The organism is Pseudomonas sp. MPB03, from assembly GCF_046605385.1.
Taxonomy (GTDB): domain Bacteria; phylum Pseudomonadota; class Gammaproteobacteria; order Pseudomonadales; family Pseudomonadaceae; genus Aquipseudomonas; species Aquipseudomonas zanjanensis.
In genome coordinates this window covers 4,500,622-4,518,939 of record NZ_CP176770.1, presented here as the reverse complement: position 1 = coordinate 4,518,939, position 18,318 = coordinate 4,500,622, and the positions used below count along the sequence as shown (strand labels likewise).

Here is an 18,318-nt window from a genome sequence, read left to right as displayed (position 1 = left end):
GCCGGATCAGGGCTGCTTCGCAGCCCAGCGGGAGCAAGCTCCCTCGCCACGGTCACGGAGCAAACCTTCAATCTCATCGAACCCCGGCCGCGCCAGCACCTCCGGCTGACAGCAGCGCGCCTGCAAATCCTGCAGCCATGCAAGATCCTGTGCCGCGAGCGCCGGTTCGATCCGCGCCAGCAATTCCCCCAGCAGAATCCCGAAGGCCCGCACCTCGATGCGTTGCAGTGCGCGGGTTTGCAGGTTATCCGTGATGGCGTGGAACGACGCCGCGCCAAAATCGCCCAGCAGGCAATCACCCTGGTCATTGCACAGGATGTTGTGCCCGTAGAGATCGCCGTGGGTGATGCCTTGGCGGTGCAGGTGCGCCGCCGCCGAGGCGATGCCGTAAGCGATGCGCAAGGCCGCCGGGGCGTTCAGGCGCAGATCATCGGCATACACGTCGCGGCTGCATGACGCCAGGCTCGGCAGCCCGGCGAGGTTGCGGTAGCTGGGGTCGATCAGCGCCATCACCAGCCCGGCCTGTTGCTCGGGGTGCCCGGTGACTTGGCCCAACACGTCGATCAGGTTCGGGTGTCGACCGGCCGTGATGCAGGCATGCATTTCATGCAGGGGCGAGCCGTCGCTGGTCATCTGGCCTTTGTACAGCTTCACGGCGACGTTTCGCGCCACCTGGCCGGGGGCTTGCCAGAGCGCCTGGTGAATCACCCCGGATGCCCCTTCACCCAGTGGTTGTTGCAGCGCCAGTTGCGACCAGTCGATAGGCACAGTGGTATTCAGTGCCGCCGCTTCTGCCTTGGCTTCCAGCGGGTTGCCGGCGTAGGCCAGCCAACTGAGGCTCGGTAGCTCCAACAACCATTGCGGCAGTTCGGTCAGTTGATTGGCGGCGATGCGCAGCAGCTCCAGGCGATGACACTGGCCCAGGCTCGCCGGCAACTGCTGCAAACGGTTACCGGCCAGCATCAGTTTTTGCAGGTGTGGGCGTTGGCCCAGCTCGTCGGGCAACTCTTCGACGTCGTTATCGGTCAGGATCAACCAGCGCAGCCTTGGCGGCAGCGCGGCGCCCGTGACACGGGCGATGCGGTTGGCCTTGAAACCAACCATGGTCAACGCGCTGCAACGGCCCAGGCATTCGGGCAGTTCGGTGAAGCGGTTATCCGAGCAGAACAGCACACGCAGGTGGGGCAGCCGATGCAGGTCGTCGGGCAGCGTGTCCAGCTGATTGCCGCTGAGGTTGAGGATCTCGAGGGAATCGGCCAGCTCGAAGATTTCCCGGGGAAACTCCGTCAAGCCGCAGGCCAAGTCCAGCCGGGTAATCCCCGAGAGCTGGCCGGCGCGTAGTTGGGCGAGGGTGTGCATGGGAGGGTTCGCTGTTGATCAAGGGACGGGCACAAATACTGAAACCAGCACAGAACCTGTGGCGAGGGAGCTTGCTCCCGCTGGGCTGCATGGCAGCCCCAAAAGCGGCCCTGCAATCAGTCTGACACACCTTGGTGTCTGGTTTGGGGGCTGCTTTGCAGCCCAGCGGGAGCAAGCTCCCTCGCCACAGGTTATCTGTTCAATTCGGTGTGAATTGGCCGCATGATAACTGCAAAGCGCGTTCTAGCGCTCGATGCTGCGGTTCCAGCGGGCGTTCCAGGCCGGGCGTTGTTCGTTGACCTGGTCCCAATCCACGGCAATCGCTGTCTCCAGGTATTGCTTCATCGCCTCTACCTGGCCACGGGTCTTGTCGGTGGTCGGGGTGTTGGGGTTGGACGGAATCTGGTCGCCTTCTTCCAGGGCGATGGCCTGGGCTTGCGGGGTCAGCAGGAACTCTGCAAGTTTTTGCGCCAGTTCCGGTTGGGTGTTCTGCGCAATGGCGCATTCGGCGACGTTGAGGACCACGGCGCCTTCCTTCGGCTGGGCATATTCCACCGGCATGCCCTTGAGTTTCAACGCGGTTACCTGGGTCGGCGTCAGCGGAAACAGCGCGGCTTCGTCGGTCTGCAGCATTTCGGATATCTTCGCCGAGCTCGGGATGTACTCCAGTACGTTGCGGCCCACCGTGTTCGGCCACGCCTTGAAGCCGGGCTCGACGTCGGTTTCGCTGCCGCCCTGGATCCGGTTGAACATCAAGAAGCCGTGCAGGCCGAAGGTAGACGAGGCCATCGACTGGAACACCACTTTGTCCTTGAAGCGCGGATCGGCCAGGTCCATCCAGGAGGTGGGCGTATTCCAGCCTTTTTCCTTGAACAGCCGGGTGTTGTAGGCCAGCCCCGTCACGCCGAGGCTGACCGCCACGGCCTGATCCTTGATGCGTCCCTTGGCCGGGATCTGCGCCAGGGTCGGGCTGTCCTCGAGTTTGTCGCACAGCCCCATCGCGATGGCGCGGTACATGATGCCGTCATCGAGGAACATCACGTGCATCTGCGGGTTGCCCTTGCTGGCCTGGACTTTCGCCAGGATGTCGGCGGAGGTGCCGGGCACGATGACCACTTTGACGTTGTTGGCTTTCTCGAAAGCCGGCAAGACCTTGTCGGCGTAGAGCCGCTCCATGGTGCCGCCGTTCATGCCCAGGTAAAGCGTCGGCTCGGCCAACGCCTGGGTGACCGGGAGCAGGGCGCCCAGGCAAGCGGAACCCAGCGAGCAGAAACCGAACAGTGCACTGCGTTTGACGTTATTCATTGGCGCGACCTTCCTCTATCAAGCAACGGAGATGGAGTGAAACCGGGTGATGGAAAACGCATCCAGCGGCGTGGACGAAGCCCCGCTGCAGATGATCTCGGTGAGCGCCTGGCCCACCGCCGGGCCGATCTGGAAGCCCGCGCCGGCAAAGCCGAACGCGTGCAACAGACCGGGCTGGGTGCTGCTGTGGCCGATCACCGGTTGGCGATCGGGCAGGTAGCCTTCGGTGCCGCTCCAGGTACGAATCGCCTGGGCGCCTTGCAAAAACGGGTAGAGCTCGACGGCCTGGCGCAGGATGTCCAGCACGGCGTTCTGGCCGGGCCGGGCGCGAGCGGCATCCAGCGCAAAACCTTGGCCGCCTCCCAGCACGCAATTTCCGCGCGAGACCTGGCGGGCGTAGATGCCACCGCCCTCGACGCCCGTGCTGGCATCCATGACCAAGGGCAAGGGTTCGGTGACCAGCATCGCCGGGTGCCCGGCGTGCATCGGCACCGCTTCGCCAAATTGCGCGGCGAACTGGCTGGCCCAGGCACCGGCGCAGTTCAGCAGCCAGGGCGCGTGGAACGTCAGGCCCGTTGCGGTGGGTACGACAAAGCGCCGGCCGTCGTGCTCAACATGGCTGACGGCGCATTGTTCGTGGATTTGCGCACCCTGTCGGCGCGCGGCTTGGGCGAAGGCTGGCGACACCAGGCGCGGATTGGCATGGCCGTCTTCCGGGCACAGCGACGCCCCGACCGCGACGGTGCCGACCCACGGAAAGCGCGCGCGCAGGGCCGTGCGATCAAGCAGTTGCAGATCCAGGCCAAAGCCTTGGCTGGCGGCCGCATAGTCGTGCAGCGCTTGCAGGTCTGCGGCACTGCGAGCCAGCTTCAAGTGGCCGCTACGCTGGTACTCGCCGTCGATGCCGATCAACTGGGGCAACTGGTGCCAGATTTCATGGGCCCGTTGCGACAAGGGCAATTGCGACAGCGGTCGACCCTGGCGACGTACGCCACCGTAGTTCACGCCGCTGGAGTGCGAGCCGCAGAAGTCGCGTTCCAGCAGCGCCACCCGGCGTCCGGCCTGGCTCAGGAACAGCGCCGCCGAGGCGCCGACGATGCCGCCGCCAATGATCACCACATCCACTTCGATCATGGCTCGACCTCCAGGCCGAACGGCACGGGTTTGATCGGCGCCTGGGCCCGCAAGCGGCCGATGGTGGCGATGGCGCGGCCACTTTCGCAGGCAATGATTTCCGCAGCCGCGCTGCCGCACATCCGTCCCTGGCAACGGCCCATGCCGACCCGGCAATGGGCCTTGACCCGATTGATTTCCCAATGGCCTTCGTTCACCACGCGGCGGATGTCGCCAACGCTGACTTCTTCGCAGCGGCAGATCATCAGTTGATCGGCGGCGTCGGCAGCCCACTGTTCAGGAAAGGCAAATGCGCGCTCCAGCCCTTCGCGAAACCGGCCGATGCGTTCAAGGGCTTGTTCCAGCTGCGTGCAACGCTGCGGGTCGGTGGCGTAGCCGAGGTCTTCAAGCAAGGCCAGGGCCGCCCGTTCACCGGCCAGCTCTGCCGCGTCGGCGCCCATGATGCCGGCACCGTCACCGGCCAGATAAACCCCCGGCACGCTGCTGCGTCCGGCGCGGTCCCGTTGGGGCAGCCACGCGCGGTTGAGGATATTCCAGGCAAACTCGCAGCCCAACAGGTCGGCCAGTTGGGTTTCGCTGCGCAAGCCGTGGGCGAAGGCCACCGCGTCACAATCGAGCGTGTGTTCGCCGCTTGCGTTGCGCCATGCCAGCGACTGCACCCGGCGTTCTCCTTCGACTCGCGCCAGGCTCGCCCCTTGATGCACGGCGATGCCATGGGAGGTCAGCCAGGCACGGTAATACAGGCCTTTGGCGAGGGTGGTCGGTTGTACCAGCAGGTCGGGCAGGGCGCGGACCTGGGCGCTAAAAGGTGAGCTGTCGAGGACTGCGACCACGTTGGCGCCGGCTCGGGCGTATTGATAGGCCACCAGGTACAACAAGGGGCCGCTGCCGGCGAACACCACCCGTTCGCCGATGGCGCACCCCTGGAACTTCAGGGCGATCTGCGCCGCGCCCAGACTGTACACCCCGGGCAGGGTCCATCCTGGCACGGGCAGGACCCGGTCGGTGGCACCGGTTGCGACAATCACGCTGGAGTATTCGAGGCGATCGGCGCGGCCTTCATGCAAGGTATCGAGCAGGCCGGCCTCGGCATTCCACACCAGCGTATCGGGACGGTAATCGAGCTGTCCGCGCAATTGGTCGAGGGTCTGGTGGATGGCGTTGGCCTTGTGTGCTTCGAAGCCATAGAGCTTGTTCGACGGGCGCTTGAAATTGGCCGGTTGGCGTCGATAGATCTGCCCGCCACCGCGGGCGGCTTCGTCCAGCAGCACGGGGTACAGGCCATGGGCGACCAGGGCCTGCGCGGCACGGATACCCGCCGGGCCGGCGCCGATGATGGTTATCGGTTTCATCGCCACCTCACGGGCAGGGCCGGGGGATTTGTGTTGTTGTCGAAGCCGTCATCGCGAGCAAGCTCGCTCCCACATTGAATCGGTTGTGGATGCTGGTTTTGTGAGCGCCGCAGTTCCCCTGCGGGAGCGAGCTTGCTCGCGATGAGGCCGTGCCAGTCGATACTTTTCATACCTGGCGCCCCGGTTCGCGGCTGATGTGTTGTCCGGCTTCGAGCAAGGTCGAGCAGGCGCGTACGCGACGGCCGTCGCCCAGGCGCACCCAGCAATCCTGGCAGGCACCCATCAGGCAGAAGCCGGCGCGGGGTTCGGCACTGAAGTCACTGCCGCGCAAGTGTTCGCTGCAGGTCAGCACGGCGGTCAGCAGGGTATCGCCCAGCAGGCCGGTGGCAGGTTGGCCGTCGAGGGTAAAGTCCAGGGCCGGGCGGTCGCCTTCGGCCAGTCGTTTCAGCAGTGCCATGACACCCTCATTGTTTGCCTACCAGGACTCGATCCAGGCCATAGACCCGATCGAGCAGAATCATGGTCAGCGCGGTGAGCCCGATGACCAGCGCCGACACTGCCGCCATCATCGGATCGATGGATTCGGTGGCGTACACGTACATGCGCACCGGCAAGGTTTGCGTGGCCGGCGAGGTGACGAAGATCGACAGCGTGACCTCATCGAAACTGTTGATGAACGCCAGCAGCCAGCCTCCGGCCACCCCCGGCAGGATCATCGGCAAGGTGATTTGCCGGAACAGCGTGAAGCGTCCGGCGCCCAGCGATTGCGCGGCCTGCTCGGCGCTGCGGTCCAGGCCGATGGCCGAGGCCAGCACCAGGCGCAGCACATACGGCGTGATCACCAGCACATGGGCGAAGATCAGCCAGGCGAAGCTGCCGTTCACGCCCATCAATGCAAACAGGCGCAGCAACGCCACCCCGAGCACCAGGTGCGGAATGATGATCGGCGACAGGAACAGGCCGTTGAAGAAGTCCCGGCCCGGGAACTCGAGCCGGGTGATCGCCAGGGCCGCCGGCACCGCGATCAAGGTCGCCAGCGAGGCCGCGCAGAACGCCAGGACCAGGCTGTTGTAGAACGCGTCGACAAAATCCGCCCGCTCGAACACCGCGCGGAACCAGCGCAGGGAAAACTCGGTGGTCGGCAGGCTCAGGGTGTTTTCCGGGGTGAAGGCGACGAGGCAGACCACCACCAGCGGCGCGAGCATGAAGATCACCACCAAGGCGTGGAACAACAGCGCGAAAGGACCGTTTCTAGACATGACCCATTACCCCAATGACTTCTTGTAGCGGCCTTCGATCATCCGGTTCCACGACAGCATGATCAGCAGGTTGAGCAGCAGCAGCGCGACGGCAATGGCCGCGCCCATCGGCCAGTTCAGCTCCGACAGGTACTGGTCGTAGATCAACGTGGCGACCATCTTCAAGCGCCGTCCGCCGAGCAGGCCGGGAATCGCGAAGGAGCTGGCGGCGAGACCGAACACAATCAGCGTGCCGGACAGAACGCCGGGCATGATCTGCGGCAGTACCACCTTGCGGATCACCGTGAACTGGCTCGCCCCAAGGGATAGCGCGGCCTGCTCGGCGGCCGGGTCGAGTTTCTGCAGCGAGGTCCAGACCGGAATGATCATGAACGGCAACATCACGTGGACCAGGGCGATGACCACGGCGAACGGCGTATAGAGCAGCTTCACCGGCGCGCCGCCGAGGGCTTGCAGGGCCTGGTTGACCAAGCCGTCGGCACCGAGCAAGAGGCTCCAGCCGAACGCCCGCACCACCACCGAAATCAGCAGCGGCGTGAGGATCAGGATCAGGAAAATCGAGCGCCACGGTGCGCCCATGCGGCTGAGAATGTACGCCTCGGGCACGCCGATCAGCACGCACAGGAGGGTGGTCAGGGCGCTGATCCAGAACGTGCGCAAAAAGATCTCGTAGAAGTACGGATCGCCCAACAGGCTGGTGTAGTGCTCGAAGGTGTAGGCATCGCCGTTGATGCCCGAGCTGTAGTCGAATACGTTGAATGACAAGACCAAGGTCAAGCCCAAGGGAATGACCAGCAAGCCCAGGTACAGGGCCAGGGCCGGCGCGGACATCAGGTAGCCTTGCCGGCCGCGGCGCATCGCATCGATCAGCTTCATGCCGGTACCTCGTCCGCGCTCAATACCCGCAGCAGGGCCGGATCCCAATCCAGGCCCACCGCCGTGCCTTCGGCCAGGGGCGCCGAGCCATCGTTGCGGCGCACCACGCAGAGTTCACCCAGGCGGGTGGAGACGCCGTACAGCCATTGGCTGCCGAGAAAGAAGCGGCTGGTGAGGGTGCCTTGCAGTCGCCCTGAACCGACCTCGCACAGGTCGATCTTTTCCGGACGCAAACTCAGTGTCAGCTCACCCTCGGCCGGGCTACAGGCTTGAACCATACCCGCGCTGTCGCGTCTGCCGGCCAGCAGGTTGGCTTTGCCGACGAAACCTGAAATGAACTCGGTGCGCGGGTGCTCGTAAAGGGTGTACGGCGCGTCGATCTGGGTGATGCGCCCGGCCTGCATCACCACGACCCGGTCGCTGATCGACAGGGCTTCGGATTGGTCATGGGTCACCATCAGCGTGGTGATGCCGACTTCGCGCTGGATGCGGCGTATTTCGAACTGCATCTCTTCGCGCAAATTGGCGTCGAGGTTGGACAGCGGCTCGTCGAGCAACAGCACCGGCGGTTCGATCACCAGCGCCCGGGCCAGTGCCACGCGTTGGCGCTGGCCACCCGAGAGTTCGCGTGGATAACGGTCGGCGTGACGGTCCAGGCGGACCAGTTTCAACACCCGGTCCACCCGTTGTTGCAACTCGGCGTTGGCCACTTTGCGCATGCGCAGGCCGAAGGCGACGTTGTCCTTGACGGTCATGTGGGGGAACAGCGCGTAGCTCTGGAACACCACCCCCAGGCCGCGGCTTGCGGGCTTGGCGTGGGTGATGTCGCGGCCGTCCAGCAGGATGCGCCCGCTGCTGACGTCGACGAAGCCGGCGATCATCTGCAAGGTCGTGGTCTTGCCGCAGCCGGAAGGCCCCAGTAGCGAGACGAACTCGCCTTTTTCCACCGACAGATAGGTGGCGACCACGGCGTCGATATCGCCGTAACGTTTGCCAAGCCCTTCAAGTTGCAAAAAAGCCATCGCTGCGCTCCACCTGGGATTGTTATGCGTCGCCGCAAGGCGCGCTTTTTTGTATGGGCAGATACGAAAGGGTGCTGCTGGGGTGCGTTGGCGCTCGACCTCAAGTCGGCTGCCGCTGTTGTTCGAATCGCCCCTGTATGGACGAAGAGTAGGACGAAGAATAGGATGGGCTCAATGGACTATTTCACTGAAGCGAAGACTATTTTCAGTTTCATTCAGTGGGTAAATTGATCAATGAGAAACCAGATGAATAATTCCACTGATCGGAATAATGAGAGAGGCGAAGTCGGTGTCGGCGCAGTCTCCAGGCTGTTTGCCGTGTTGCGCAGCTTGGGCGACACGGTGGAGGGCGGTGAACGGGTGACGCAACTGGCCCAGCGCATCGGCCTGTCCCAGCCCACCACGCATCGCCTGCTGCGCAGCCTGATGGACGAGGGCATGGTCGAGCAGGACGCGCGCAGCAAACGCTATCGCCTGAGCTTGGATTTTTTCGCCCTGGCGGCCCGGGCCGGGAACACCGGCAACCTGCGCGAGCTGGTGCGCCCGGCCATGCTGCGGTTGTCGGCGTCCTTGGGGGACTCGCTGTTTTTGCTCGCCCGCAGTGGTTTCGATGCCATCTGCCTGGACCGCAGCGAGGGGCCGTTTCCGATCCGCACATTCACCGGCGACATCGGTGGCCGCGTGGCGTTGGGCGTGGGGCAGGGCAGCCTGGCGATCCTGGCGTTCCTTCCGGAAGAAGAGCGCGACACGGTGATTCAATACAACCTGCCGCGGCTCAAGGATTTCCATCTCTACGATGAAGTCTTCCTGCGCACGGAAGTGGAGAACGTGCGCGCGCTGGGCTACGCCGGACGCAACACCGGCGTATTGCAGGGCATGGCCGGGGTGGCCGTGCCGATTCTCGATCGCGAAGGTCGGGCTGTGGCGGCCTTGAGCGTGGCCACCGTGAGCGACCGGTTGGGCCCCGATCGCCTGCCGACGGTGGTGGATATGCTAAAGCGCGAAGCGGCGCTGATCGGGCCGCGGATCAACCCGTTCGATCCGTTGCTGCGAAGGCCTTCGCAGGTGTTTGGGCAGGGGTGAATACACTCTCAAGAGCAGCCTGTATCCCCTGTGGGAGCGAGCTTGCTCGCGATGGCGGTGGTTCAGTTAGAAATGATGTCGACTGATACACCGCTATCGCGAGCAAGCTCGCTCCCACAGAGATTCCCACAGGGCAGGGGGTTCAGAAGTTCAGGGTCTGCTTGAGCCGCTGCGTCGTCGGCGTATCACTCGGTATGACCATCGCATAGTTGTAGCCCGGCCCGGACCAGTACTCGGCCTGCAGCTCGCCATCGCGGCGACTGCCCCGGGGCAGCAGGAAATTCTTCGGGCCGGGAGGGCGCACGTAGAAGCTGATCTTCTGGCCGCTCGGATCCTGATAGACCACCATCGCCGCCGCGCCTTGCTCGGTGCTGAGCAAGCGCCCGCTGACCGGCTTGAACCCGGCGCTGGACAGGTCGGGCAACCGGTCGGCCTGGGTGAAGTAACGGTCGAGCCAATCTTGCATGTGTTGTTCGTCGCCGCTCTGGTAGTCGGCTGGGAGGATGCCCTGTTGAGCAATCAACCGGTACGCCTGCAGGGCATCGGCCATGGGAGCGGCGGCGCTGAGCAGGGTCATCTGCCGCGCCTGCCAGCCACTGAAGCCACCCACGCTGACGGCCAGCAGCAACACCGCGGCGTTGGCCAGGTGGCGGCGGGAGCGATGTTTCAGGCGCTGGCGAATCATGGCCGGGTCGAGGTCCGGGTTGGGTGGCTGTTGCAAGGCGCCGCTTAGGGCCGTGCGCAAGTGCTGCGCGTCCTGTTGCCAGGCGCGCACCTGGGCGGCGACGTCAGGCTGGTTGGCCAGGTAGGTCTCGACCAGGCGCTGGTCGGCTTCGCTCAGTTGACGATCGACGTAGGCGTGCAGGTCGCTGTCGCTGGGGGGCATGCTGATCATTTGAGTATCCGCAGGGTGGGGCGGGTGATTTCGCCATCGCTGAGTTGGCGCAGGGCCTGGCGGGCGCGGGACAGGCGCGACATCACCGTGCCGGTCGGTACGCCGAGGATGTCGGCGACTTGCTGGTAACTCAAGCCTTCCACCGACACCCAGAGCAACAGCGCGCGCTGTTCCGTCGTGAGCTGATCGAAGGCTTGCAGGGACGATTGCGCGATCACGCTGCGCTCGGCCGAAGGGTGGGCGTCGTCGCGGCCGGTGAAGAACGCCAGCATGCGCGCATAGCGCCGGGAGCGGCGATGGCCGTCGAGAAACTGTCGATACAGGATCGAAAACAGCCAGGCCCGCAGATCGCCGTCCGGGCGCTTGTCGTTCCATTTGGACAACGCCCGTTCCAGGCACATCTGCACCAGGTCGTCGGCGTTGCTCGGGTTGCGCGTCAGCGACACGGCAAAACGCCGTAGCCTGGGGATGAGTTCGCGCAACTGTTCGTCAAGTGCGTTCATGAAAGTGTGGTTTCTGTAGGCAGTCACTGCGCCGGGACTGGAAAGACGCCCCGCGAACGAGATTATTCCAGTGCAGGAAAAATAAATACGAGGCGTGGGAATAAACCTGGCGGGCCTTCGTCTGACGGGTCCTTTCCAACGAACGACCTCACGCCCTGGAGCTTTCTCATGGTTGATCCTTCACCCTCATCGAGCCGGCCGCCCTTGAGTGCCGCCGCCCTGACCCTGCGTCTGAGCGGTATCGCGGTGATTGTTGCCGCGCTGGCCGGGGCGTTTGCCTACGTCAATGGCAGCCTCGACCCGCAGCGCTTGACGCCGGACGCGCTGGTCAATGTCCTGGAAAAAAACAATGGCACGCATCCGGGCTTTCGACGCAACCACTCCAAAGGTGTCTGTGTCGCGGGCTATTTCCAAAGCACGGGCGAGGCCAGCGCCTATTCCAGTGCCCAGGTGTTCACGCAGCCGCAGACGCCGGTAATCGGGCGTTTTGCCTTGCCCAGTGGCAACCCCTATGCACCGGACGGCAGTGTGCCGATTCGCAGCCTGGCGCTGCGTTTTACCCAGGCCAACGGCCAACAATGGCGCACCGGCATGAACAGCATGCCGGTGTTTCCGGTGGGCACGGTCGAAGCGTTCTACCAATTCCAGCAAGCCCAGTCGCCGGACCCTGCCACTGGAAAACCGAACCCTGCGGCCGTGCCGGCGTTTTTTGCCGCGCACCCCGAAGCGGTGCCGTTCCTGCAATGGATCAAGACCGCCAAGCCGTCGGCCAGCTATGCCACCGAAACCTACAACGGCATTAACGCGTTCTATCTGGTCAACTCCGCCGGCCAGCGCCAGGCCGTGCGCTGGGGCGTGGTGCCGCTGAGCCAGGACGCAGCGGATGCGACGCCGCCCCAGGGTGCTGATTTCCTCGAACAAGACTTGGCGAAGCGTCTTGCCGCCGGGCCGTTGCGTTGGCAGTTGAACATCACCCTGGCCAACCCGGGGGATCCGGTGAACGACGCCAGCAAGGCCTGGCCCGCTGACCGCAAGGTGGTCAATGCCGGCACGCTGGTGCTGGAGCGCACCCAGGCCCAGGACAACGGCGAATGCCGCGACATCAACTATGACCCGCTGATCCTGCCCCAAGGGATCGAAGGTTCTGACGATCCGCTGCTGGTCGCGCGCTCCGCCGCCTATGCCAGTTCCTATCTGCGCCGTACCAGCGAAGTGAGCCAATTGCCCGCCACCCAGGAGTCCCGCCCATGAGCGCCCCTCGTCACTTTGTTCCGCTGGCCCGACTGCTCCACTGGTTGATGGCTCTGATGATCATCGCCATGCTGTTTATCGGCGCGGGCATGGTCGCCTCGGTGTCCGAACGCCATGAATGGCTGCTGCAATTGCACAAGCCATTGGGGATCGCGATTTTGCTGCTGGTGATCGTCCGTCTGCTGGTGCGCTTTACCACTCGTCAACCGCCGCTGCCGGCGGATCTGCCGGGCTGGCAAGTGCTGGCGGCAAACGCCTCCCATGTGTTGTTGTACGCCTTGATGCTGATCCTGCCGCTGTTGGGCTGGGGCATGATTTCGGCGGCGGGGGACCCGGTGATGCTCAGCGACTCGTTGCAACTGCCTTCAATCCTGCCTGCCCACGCCCAGACGTTCGCGCTGCTGCGCAAGGCCCATGGGTACCTGGCTTATTTGTTGTTCGTGACCGTGGTGGTGCATCTGGCGGCGGCGCTGTTTCACGCGTGGGTGCGCCGGGATGAGGTGTTGGACAGTATGTTGCGCGGCAAGGGTTGATGAACCCTGTGGCGAGGGAGCTTGCTCCCGCTGGGTGGCGCAGCCGCCCCAAATGGGCTGACGCAATCTTTCAGGCAGATTGCGTCAGCCGGTTTACGACGGCTGCGCCGCCGAGCGGGAGCAAGCTCCCTCGCCACAGGTGTTCACCTTAGACTAGGGAGATGATCAGGTCGTTGGCTCAGCGCAATTCGTCCACCATGGCCTCGATGGTGCTCAACACATCCTTGCCCAGTTGCATCGAGCGTTTGCCGGACCAACCGGTGATCGGGTTCGGGTGATCGTTGTGGTCCTTGAATGGCATTTCCAGGGTCAGGGACAGGCAGTCATATTTTTGCCCGATTGCGTTGCAGGCCAGGGTCATGTTGGCCTGGCCCGGTTCGTCGCGGGTGTAGCCGTGAGCGGTCTGGAAGTCTTTGGTCTGGTGCTTGAGTTGGCTGCGAAAGCGCTCTTCGAGCTCAGCGATGCGTGGCGTGTAGCCCGGGTTACCTTCACAACCGGCGGTGAAGACGTGGGGAATTTCCTCATCGCCGTGCGCATCGAGAAACAGATCGACGCCATACTTTTCCATTTGCTGCTGGACGAAAAAGACCTCAGGGCTGATTTCCGGACTGGCGTTCTGCCAGGCACGGTTGAGGTCCTGGCCCATTGCGTTGGTCCGCAGATGACCATGGAAGGCGCCGTCCGGATTCATGTTCGGCACCAGGTACAAATCGGCCTTGGCGAGCAACCGGTTCAGTTGCGCATCGTCATGCTGTTGGAGGCGTTCGATCACGCCTTCCATGAACCATTCGGCCATGTGCTCGCCGGGGTGCTGCTGGGCGATGATCCAGACTTTGCGCCGGCCTTCGGCGCCGCTGCCCTTGCGCAGCAGTTGAATGTCCCGGCCTTCCACGCTTTTACCGACGGCCAACAGCTCGGTGCCGGACTTGTGCTGCGCCTGCTCGATCAGCCAGTCATGGCGGCCACGGCTGTAGGGTTCGAAGTAGGCGAACCAGGCGTGGGGTTGTTCGGCCTCCAGGTGAAAGCGCAGGGCGTCGCCTTCAAACTGGGTCGGAATGCGGAACCAATTGACGTGATCGTAGGAGGCAACGGTCTGGTAGCCCGTCCAGGCCTTGTTATAGGACGATTGACTGGCGTTGAGCAGGCGGAAGGAATATTCCTGGCCGACGTGCAAGCCGCTGGCCTTGAAATGGAACCACTGGAAATGGGCGCTGCGGGTGTCGGGCCTGATCTTGAGCAACGACTGCAACGGGTTGCTGATGTCGACGACCTCGATGTTGCCGCTGTCGAAATTGGCACTGATATCAAAGGAAGATTTAGCCACGGTCACGGTTCCTGGAAAGGATTTACATGTCCGTTACTTTACACGCAAGAAAGGCGAAACCGGGACGATTTGCATCAGGTAAAGGAGGGGGCGTCCTCCCTGGACGCGAGGCCAGCTTAGAGAGTCTGCAATTGATTCTCAAGTGCTGGTTGTCGATAGTTTTCGCCGGTGTAACGAGGGGACTCTTGTAAACAGATATTCATTTGTTATGATCGCCGCCATCGAATTGGCAGCACCCTGAAAGACTTCATTAGCCTGAAGACATAAGCCGAAAAATCGGCAAAAAAAGACCCGGCAAAAAGCCGGGTCAAAAACCGTGATTAGCCTGATGAGGAGATATTCCAGAAGTCCGACCTAAGGTCTTCTGGTCTATCGACTGATCTCGCGACCAGCTGATGCAATAATAATCATTATCATTTGGAAGTCAAATGATTTGATCGCATCGATTGGAAATTTTTCTCTTCGTCCGCATTCGCGACGACATTCCAAAGGGTTACCGCTAGCGAGTAGGGTAGCCATCCAGGGATCGGTCAAGCATCACCTTGACCAGATCGATCATGTGCACCACCGAAAACGCCAGGTCACGACTCGAACCCTCCAACTGGCTGGCCGACTCATGGGCGGTCGCCGCTGCGCAGCGCAACAGGTCGCAGGCGTGGACAAGGGCTTCTTCCGCGCTGACGCTGCGGCTGACCTCGAAGAAGCGATGTTCTGTCTGGGCTGGTGAAACACCTGGTTTCAAGTAGTAGTCGAGGGCGCGTTTGGCCGCCGGGCAATCCTGCAGCGAAGGGAATGTACCGTCGAAAGGGCTGCTGGGCTGGTCTGTATTGGGTGTGTCCATGGTGATGAAAATTTCCGTGTGTGGGGCTGAACTCCTGAATCCAGAATAGTACTTACCGTAATTGTGACGACAATTTAAATACTACAATTTGTGTTTTGAGGGTCGGGGTCACCCACGTATCGTGCCGCACATGGATAAATGGATAGAGTTGGTCAAGGCCAAGATGAAGGAGCTGCACATCACGCAAGTGGTGCTCGCAGAGCGGTTGGGCATGTCCCAGGGCGGCGTCGGCCATTGGCTGACCAAGCGCCGGCAGCCCAGTGTCGCAGACATGAACCGGGTCCTGCGGGAGCTGGGGCTGGAGTTTCTGGAAGTGGCGATGGTGATCCGCGAGCCGGACACCTCCACCGAAGAAGGCATGGCCCTGGCGCAGAAGTACAACCCGTACTTCCGCTACCCGGTCAGTGAGTGGCACGAGGTGGGCGAAGTTCGTGAAGGTGATCCTGGCGCTTACAGCCAGGCGCGCTACGAACTGACGGACTACCACGCCCTGGGCGATGCATTCTGGCTGGTGGTGATGGGCGATGCGATGACCGCACCCAGCGGGTTGAGCATTCCCGAGGGCATGTCGATCCTGGTGGATCCGGCCATCGAGGCGGTGCCCGGCAAATTGGTGGTCGCCTGCCTACCCGGCAGCAGTGACGCGACCTTTCGCAAATTGATCGAAGAGAGCGGGCAGCGTTACCTGGTTCCACTCAATCCGACTTACCCGAAAAACCTGTACACCGAGCAATGCCGCATCATCGGTGTGGTGGTACAGGCCACCATCAGGTTCTGACTGGATCGGCCCGGGGAGCGGGCCGATGCCTATTCTTCGAACGCCACCAAGGCACTGCCCTCGTTGACCATTTCGCCTTCCTGGCAGTACAGCGCCTTGATCACGCCAGCCTGGGGCGCACGAATGCTGTGCTCCATTTTCATGGCTTCCAGCACCACCAGTTGAGCCCCGGCCTCCACAGCCTGGCCGACATTCACCAATACCCGCACGATACTGCCGTTCATGGGCGCCACCAGGCCGCCTTGATGGCTGTGGCTGGCTTCGGCGACGGCCAGCGGGTCGTACAGGTCGATCCGGTGCAGGTCACCTTCCCATTGCAGGTACAAGCTGTCGCCCTGGCGAATGGCCCGATGGTTGCGGCGCAGGCCGTGGTGCTCGACCGTCAGTTGCTCACCCTTGAGTTCCGCGCAACAGACGGTGCTGTCCAGCGTCAGTGCGCGATCCTGGCCTTCGCAGTTCAGGTGCAAGCTGGTTTCCCTGGGCAGCCCCAGACGCAACCCGGTGGTGCTGGCCCAGGGTGAGCCGGCATCATCGCCGCGTACACGTGGGGTCAGGCTCAAGGCGAACCCTTGGGCGGCGGCGAACCAGAACGCGTCATCCAATTCGCCGGGCTCTGGCAGTAATTGCGTCTGGTAACGTGGGATAAATCCGGTGTCCAGTTCCGCCGTTGCGAAGGCGGGGTGGGCGATGATCCGTCGCAGGAAGCCGATGTTGGTCTTCAGCCCGCCAATGGCAAATTCGTCGAGCATGCTCAACAGCCGCAAGCGCGCCTGCTCGCGGTCTTCACCCCAGGCGATCAGCTTGCCGAGCATCGGGTCGTAGAACGGCGAGATTTCATCGCCTTCTTCAACCCCGCCGTCGACTCGCCGCCCCGGCCCCTCGGCCGACTCGCGATACAACGCCAGCCGCCCGGTGGCGGGCAGGAAATCGTTGGCCGGGTCTTCGGCATACAACCGCACTTCGATGGCGTGGCCGCGCAGCGGTACTTGCGCCTGAGTGAGCGGCAATGGCTCGCCTTGGGCGACGCGAATCTGCCAGGCCACCAGGTCCAGCCCAGTGATCGCTTCGGTGACCGGGTGCTCGACCTGCAACCGGGTGTTCATCTCCATGAAGAAAAATTCGCCCCGGGCATCCAGCAGGAACTCCACCGTACCGGCCCCGACATAACCGATCGCCTGGGCCGCGCGCACCGCGGCTTCACCCATGGCCCGGCGCAGTTGCGGGGTCAGGCCGGGCGCGGGGGCTTCTTCCACGACTTTCTGGTGGCGGCGCTGGATCGAGCAATCGCGCTCGTTGAGGTACAGGCAGTTGTCGTGTTGGTCGGCAAATACCTGGATTTCCACATGGCGCGGCTTGAGCAGGTATTTTTCCACCAGCATCCGTGAATCGCCGAACGAGGACAGCGCTTCACGCTGGGCCGAGGCCAGGGCTTCGGCCAGTTGGCTGACGTCTTCGACGACTTTCATACCCTTGCCGCCACCGCCGGCGGTGGCCTTGAGCAATACGGGGTAGCCGATGCGCTCGGCGGCGTCGCGAAAGGTCTCCAGGTCCTGGGCTTCGCCGTGATAGCCAGGCACCAGCGGCACGCCGGCGGTCTCCATCAAGGCCTTGGCCGCCGATTTGCTGCCCATGGCGTCGATGGCCGAGGCCGGTGGGCCGAGGAAAATCAGCCCGGCGTTTTCAATCGCCCGGGCGAATCCGGCGTTCTCGGACAGAAAGCCATAACCGGGATGGATGGCTTGGGCACCGCTGGCTTTCGCTGCAGCGATCAATTTGTCGATTTGCAGGTAACTGTCGGCAGCCTTGCTGCCGCCCAGGTCCACGCGAATGTCGGCTTCACGGCTGTGGCGGGCATCACGGTCGGTGGCGCTGTGGACGGCAACGGTGGCCAGGCCCATGGCCTTGGCGGTGCGCATCACGCGGCAGGCGATTTCGCCGCGATTGGCCACCAGCAACGTGGTGAGGGCAGGGGCGCTCATCGACGCGACTCCTTGTTATTCGATTCGGCTTGCCAGTTCGGCGCACGCTTTTGCAAAAAGGCCCGCAGGCCTTCCTGGCCCTCCGGGCTGACGCGGATGCGGGCGATGGCGTTTTCGGTATAGCGTCGCAGCGCCGGGGTCAGGGCGCCGCTGCCGACTTCACGCAGCAGTTCCTTGCTGGCGCGCATGGCCGCCGGGCTATTGAGCAACAGGTTGTCGATCCACTGTTCGACCTGCTGGTCCAGGGTCTCGGCAGGGTAACTGTCCGACAGCAAACCGATCTCTTTCGCACGTTGCCCGTCGAAGCGTTCTGCTGTCAGGGCATACCGACGCGCCGCCCGCTCGCCGATGGCTTGCACCACGAACGGGCTGATTACCGCCGGCGCCAGGCCAATGCGCACTTCCGACAGGCAAAACTGTGCTTCATTGGCGCCAATGGCCATGTCACAGGCACTGATAAGCCCCAGCGCGCCACCGAACGCCGCACCCTGGACGACGGCCAGCGTTGGGATCTTCAGCTTGGCCAGGTTGTACATGAGCTCAGCCAGTTCCCGGGCGTCGTCGAGATTGGTGTGGTAGTCGAGCTCGGCCGATTGCTGCATCCAGGCCAGGTCGGCGCCAGCGCTGAAATGCTTGCCGCGACCGCGGATCAGCAGGAAACGCAGGTTTGGATCGCTGCCGACGTGATCGAGGGCGAGGATCAGTTCGCGGATCATTTCCGCGTTGAACGCGTTGTTCTTCGACTCGCGACTGAGCCACAGGGTGGCGACGCCCCGTGGGTCGGTGTGCAGTTCGAGGGTGTTGAAGTTTTCCATGGTCATTCC

General features: G+C 63.2%; 18 protein-coding genes. 4 read left to right on the top strand and 14 right to left on the bottom strand.

The features are described from left to right. Positions 1–6: 6 nt before the first annotated feature. From ACLH0I_RS19325 to ACLH0I_RS19290, 8 genes are all read right to left on the bottom strand, one after another. Complete coding sequence (locus ACLH0I_RS19325; RefSeq protein WP_411385129.1) at positions 7–1,359, bottom strand: leucine-rich repeat-containing protein kinase family protein; 1,353 nt, start codon at positions 1,357–1,359, stop codon at positions 7–9. Positions 1,360–1,602: 243 nt separating this feature from the next. Next, complete coding sequence (locus ACLH0I_RS19320; RefSeq protein ID WP_411385128.1) at positions 1,603–2,664, bottom strand: ABC transporter substrate-binding protein; 1,062 nt, start codon at positions 2,662–2,664, stop codon at positions 1,603–1,605. A gap of 18 nt (positions 2,665–2,682) precedes the next feature. After that, complete coding sequence (locus ACLH0I_RS19315) at positions 2,683–3,798, bottom strand: NAD(P)/FAD-dependent oxidoreductase (RefSeq protein ID WP_411385127.1); 1,116 nt, start codon at positions 3,796–3,798, stop codon at positions 2,683–2,685. Further along, a complete protein-coding gene (locus tag ACLH0I_RS19310; protein ID WP_411385126.1) occupies positions 3,795–5,150 on the bottom strand; it encodes an FAD-dependent oxidoreductase in 1,356 nt (451 codons plus the stop codon). The genes ACLH0I_RS19315 and ACLH0I_RS19310 overlap by 4 nt, the downstream gene beginning before the upstream one ends. A 166-nt stretch (positions 5,151–5,316) precedes the next feature. Beyond that, a complete protein-coding gene (locus ACLH0I_RS19305; RefSeq protein WP_003199964.1) occupies positions 5,317–5,607 on the bottom strand; it encodes a (2Fe-2S)-binding protein in 291 nt (96 codons plus the stop codon). A gap of 7 nt (positions 5,608–5,614) precedes the next feature. Then, positions 5,615–6,409: an ABC transporter permease gene (locus ACLH0I_RS19300; RefSeq protein ID WP_186710008.1), complete on the bottom strand. Its 795-nt coding sequence runs from the start codon at positions 6,407–6,409 to the stop codon at positions 5,615–5,617. Positions 6,410–6,415: 6 nt separating this feature from the next. Beyond that, positions 6,416–7,285 carry an ABC transporter permease gene (locus ACLH0I_RS19295; RefSeq protein ID WP_250965202.1) on the bottom strand — a complete coding sequence of 290 codons (870 nt, stop codon included), beginning with the start codon at positions 7,283–7,285 and terminating at the stop codon, positions 6,416–6,418. Beyond that, positions 7,282–8,307: an ABC transporter ATP-binding protein gene (locus ACLH0I_RS19290; protein ID WP_411385125.1), complete on the bottom strand. Its 1,026-nt coding sequence runs from the start codon at positions 8,305–8,307 to the stop codon at positions 7,282–7,284. Before ACLH0I_RS19290 ends, ACLH0I_RS19295 begins: the two co-directional genes overlap by 4 nt. Before the next feature lie 246 nt (positions 8,308–8,553). On the opposite strand from ACLH0I_RS19290, the gene ACLH0I_RS19285 reads away from it, so the two are divergent. After that, positions 8,554–9,390: an IclR family transcriptional regulator gene (locus ACLH0I_RS19285; RefSeq protein ID WP_411385124.1), complete on the top strand. Its 837-nt coding sequence runs from the start codon at positions 8,554–8,556 to the stop codon at positions 9,388–9,390. Positions 9,391–9,532: 142 nt separating this feature from the next. On the opposite strand, the gene ACLH0I_RS19280 is transcribed toward ACLH0I_RS19285, so the two are convergent. Together ACLH0I_RS19280 and ACLH0I_RS19275 are read right to left on the bottom strand one after the other, a co-directional pair. After that, on the bottom strand, positions 9,533–10,285 hold the full coding sequence (locus tag ACLH0I_RS19280; protein WP_250965205.1) for an anti-sigma factor family protein: 753 nt from the start codon (positions 10,283–10,285) through the stop codon (positions 9,533–9,535). Continuing rightward, on the bottom strand, positions 10,282–10,788 hold the full coding sequence (locus ACLH0I_RS19275; protein ID WP_250965206.1) for a sigma-70 family RNA polymerase sigma factor: 507 nt from the start codon (positions 10,786–10,788) through the stop codon (positions 10,282–10,284). The genes ACLH0I_RS19280 and ACLH0I_RS19275 overlap by 4 nt, the downstream gene beginning before the upstream one ends. A gap of 168 nt (positions 10,789–10,956) precedes the next feature. Here ACLH0I_RS19275 and ACLH0I_RS19270 point away from each other — a divergent pair, with 168 nt between their 5' ends. Both ACLH0I_RS19270 and ACLH0I_RS19265 read left to right on the top strand, forming a co-directional pair. Then, a complete protein-coding gene (locus ACLH0I_RS19270) occupies positions 10,957–12,039 on the top strand; it encodes a catalase family peroxidase (protein WP_250965207.1) in 1,083 nt (360 codons plus the stop codon). Beyond that, the gene (locus ACLH0I_RS19265) at positions 12,036–12,572 is read left to right on the top strand and encodes a cytochrome b (protein WP_250965208.1); all 537 of its coding nucleotides are present in this window, start codon (positions 12,036–12,038) and stop codon (positions 12,570–12,572) included. Before ACLH0I_RS19270 ends, ACLH0I_RS19265 begins: the two co-directional genes overlap by 4 nt. A 178-nt stretch (positions 12,573–12,750) precedes the next feature. On the opposite strand, the gene ACLH0I_RS19260 is transcribed toward ACLH0I_RS19265, so the two are convergent. Both ACLH0I_RS19260 and ACLH0I_RS19255 read right to left on the bottom strand, forming a co-directional pair. After that, a complete protein-coding gene (locus ACLH0I_RS19260; RefSeq protein ID WP_411385123.1) occupies positions 12,751–13,902 on the bottom strand; it encodes a M14-type cytosolic carboxypeptidase in 1,152 nt (383 codons plus the stop codon). A 493-nt stretch (positions 13,903–14,395) separates the two neighbouring features. Beyond that, on the bottom strand, positions 14,396–14,737 hold the full coding sequence (locus ACLH0I_RS19255; RefSeq protein WP_250965210.1) for a DUF6124 family protein: 342 nt from the start codon (positions 14,735–14,737) through the stop codon (positions 14,396–14,398). A 130-nt stretch (positions 14,738–14,867) separates the two neighbouring features. On the opposite strand from ACLH0I_RS19255, the gene ACLH0I_RS19250 reads away from it, so the two are divergent. After that, the gene (locus ACLH0I_RS19250) at positions 14,868–15,515 is read left to right on the top strand and encodes a LexA family protein (RefSeq protein ID WP_250965211.1); all 648 of its coding nucleotides are present in this window, start codon (positions 14,868–14,870) and stop codon (positions 15,513–15,515) included. 29 nt (positions 15,516–15,544) lie between these two features. On the opposite strand, the gene ACLH0I_RS19245 is transcribed toward ACLH0I_RS19250, so the two are convergent. Together ACLH0I_RS19245 and ACLH0I_RS19240 are read right to left on the bottom strand one after the other, a co-directional pair. Next, positions 15,545–17,494 (bottom strand): acetyl/propionyl/methylcrotonyl-CoA carboxylase subunit alpha, encoded by a 1,950-nt coding sequence (locus ACLH0I_RS19245; protein WP_411385122.1) that lies wholly within the window; start codon positions 17,492–17,494, stop codon positions 15,545–15,547. Further along, a complete protein-coding gene (locus tag ACLH0I_RS19240) occupies positions 17,491–18,309 on the bottom strand; it encodes a gamma-carboxygeranoyl-CoA hydratase (protein ID WP_411385121.1) in 819 nt (272 codons plus the stop codon). The genes ACLH0I_RS19245 and ACLH0I_RS19240 overlap by 4 nt, the downstream gene beginning before the upstream one ends. Positions 18,310–18,318 lie beyond the last annotated feature (9 nt).

Excerpts from the sequence above, each read along its gene's own strand:
- ACLH0I_RS19325 (WP_411385129.1), bottom strand. The coding sequence starts at position 1,359 with ATGCACACCCTCGCCCAACTACGCGCCGGCCAGCTCTCGGGGATTACC.
- ACLH0I_RS19320 (WP_411385128.1), bottom strand. The coding sequence starts at position 2,664 with ATGAATAACGTCAAACGCAGTGCACTGTTCGGTTTCTGCTCGCTGGGT.
- ACLH0I_RS19315 (WP_411385127.1), bottom strand. The coding sequence starts at position 3,798 with ATGATCGAAGTGGATGTGGTGATCATTGGCGGCGGCATCGTCGGCGCC.
- ACLH0I_RS19310 (WP_411385126.1), bottom strand. The coding sequence starts at position 5,150 with ATGAAACCGATAACCATCATCGGCGCCGGCCCGGCGGGTATCCGTGCC.
- ACLH0I_RS19305 (WP_003199964.1), bottom strand. The coding sequence starts at position 5,607 with ATGGCACTGCTGAAACGACTGGCCGAAGGCGACCGCCCGGCCCTGGAC.
- ACLH0I_RS19300 (WP_186710008.1), bottom strand. The coding sequence starts at position 6,409 with ATGTCTAGAAACGGTCCTTTCGCGCTGTTGTTCCACGCCTTGGTGGTG.
- ACLH0I_RS19295 (WP_250965202.1), bottom strand. The coding sequence starts at position 7,285 with ATGAAGCTGATCGATGCGATGCGCCGCGGCCGGCAAGGCTACCTGATG.
- ACLH0I_RS19290 (WP_411385125.1), bottom strand. The coding sequence starts at position 8,307 with ATGGCTTTTTTGCAACTTGAAGGGCTTGGCAAACGTTACGGCGATATC.
- ACLH0I_RS19285 (WP_411385124.1), top strand. The coding sequence starts at position 8,554 with ATGAATAATTCCACTGATCGGAATAATGAGAGAGGCGAAGTCGGTGTC.
- ACLH0I_RS19280 (WP_250965205.1), bottom strand. The coding sequence starts at position 10,285 with ATGATCAGCATGCCCCCCAGCGACAGCGACCTGCACGCCTACGTCGAT.
- ACLH0I_RS19275 (WP_250965206.1), bottom strand. The coding sequence starts at position 10,788 with ATGAACGCACTTGACGAACAGTTGCGCGAACTCATCCCCAGGCTACGG.
- ACLH0I_RS19270 (WP_250965207.1), top strand. The coding sequence starts at position 10,957 with ATGGTTGATCCTTCACCCTCATCGAGCCGGCCGCCCTTGAGTGCCGCC.
- ACLH0I_RS19265 (WP_250965208.1), top strand. The coding sequence starts at position 12,036 with ATGAGCGCCCCTCGTCACTTTGTTCCGCTGGCCCGACTGCTCCACTGG.
- ACLH0I_RS19255 (WP_250965210.1), bottom strand. The coding sequence starts at position 14,737 with ATGGACACACCCAATACAGACCAGCCCAGCAGCCCTTTCGACGGTACA.
- ACLH0I_RS19250 (WP_250965211.1), top strand. The coding sequence starts at position 14,868 with ATGGATAAATGGATAGAGTTGGTCAAGGCCAAGATGAAGGAGCTGCAC.
- ACLH0I_RS19245 (WP_411385122.1), bottom strand. The coding sequence starts at position 17,494 with ATGAGCGCCCCTGCCCTCACCACGTTGCTGGTGGCCAATCGCGGCGAA.
- ACLH0I_RS19240 (WP_411385121.1), bottom strand. The coding sequence starts at position 18,309 with ATGGAAAACTTCAACACCCTCGAACTGCACACCGACCCACGGGGCGTC.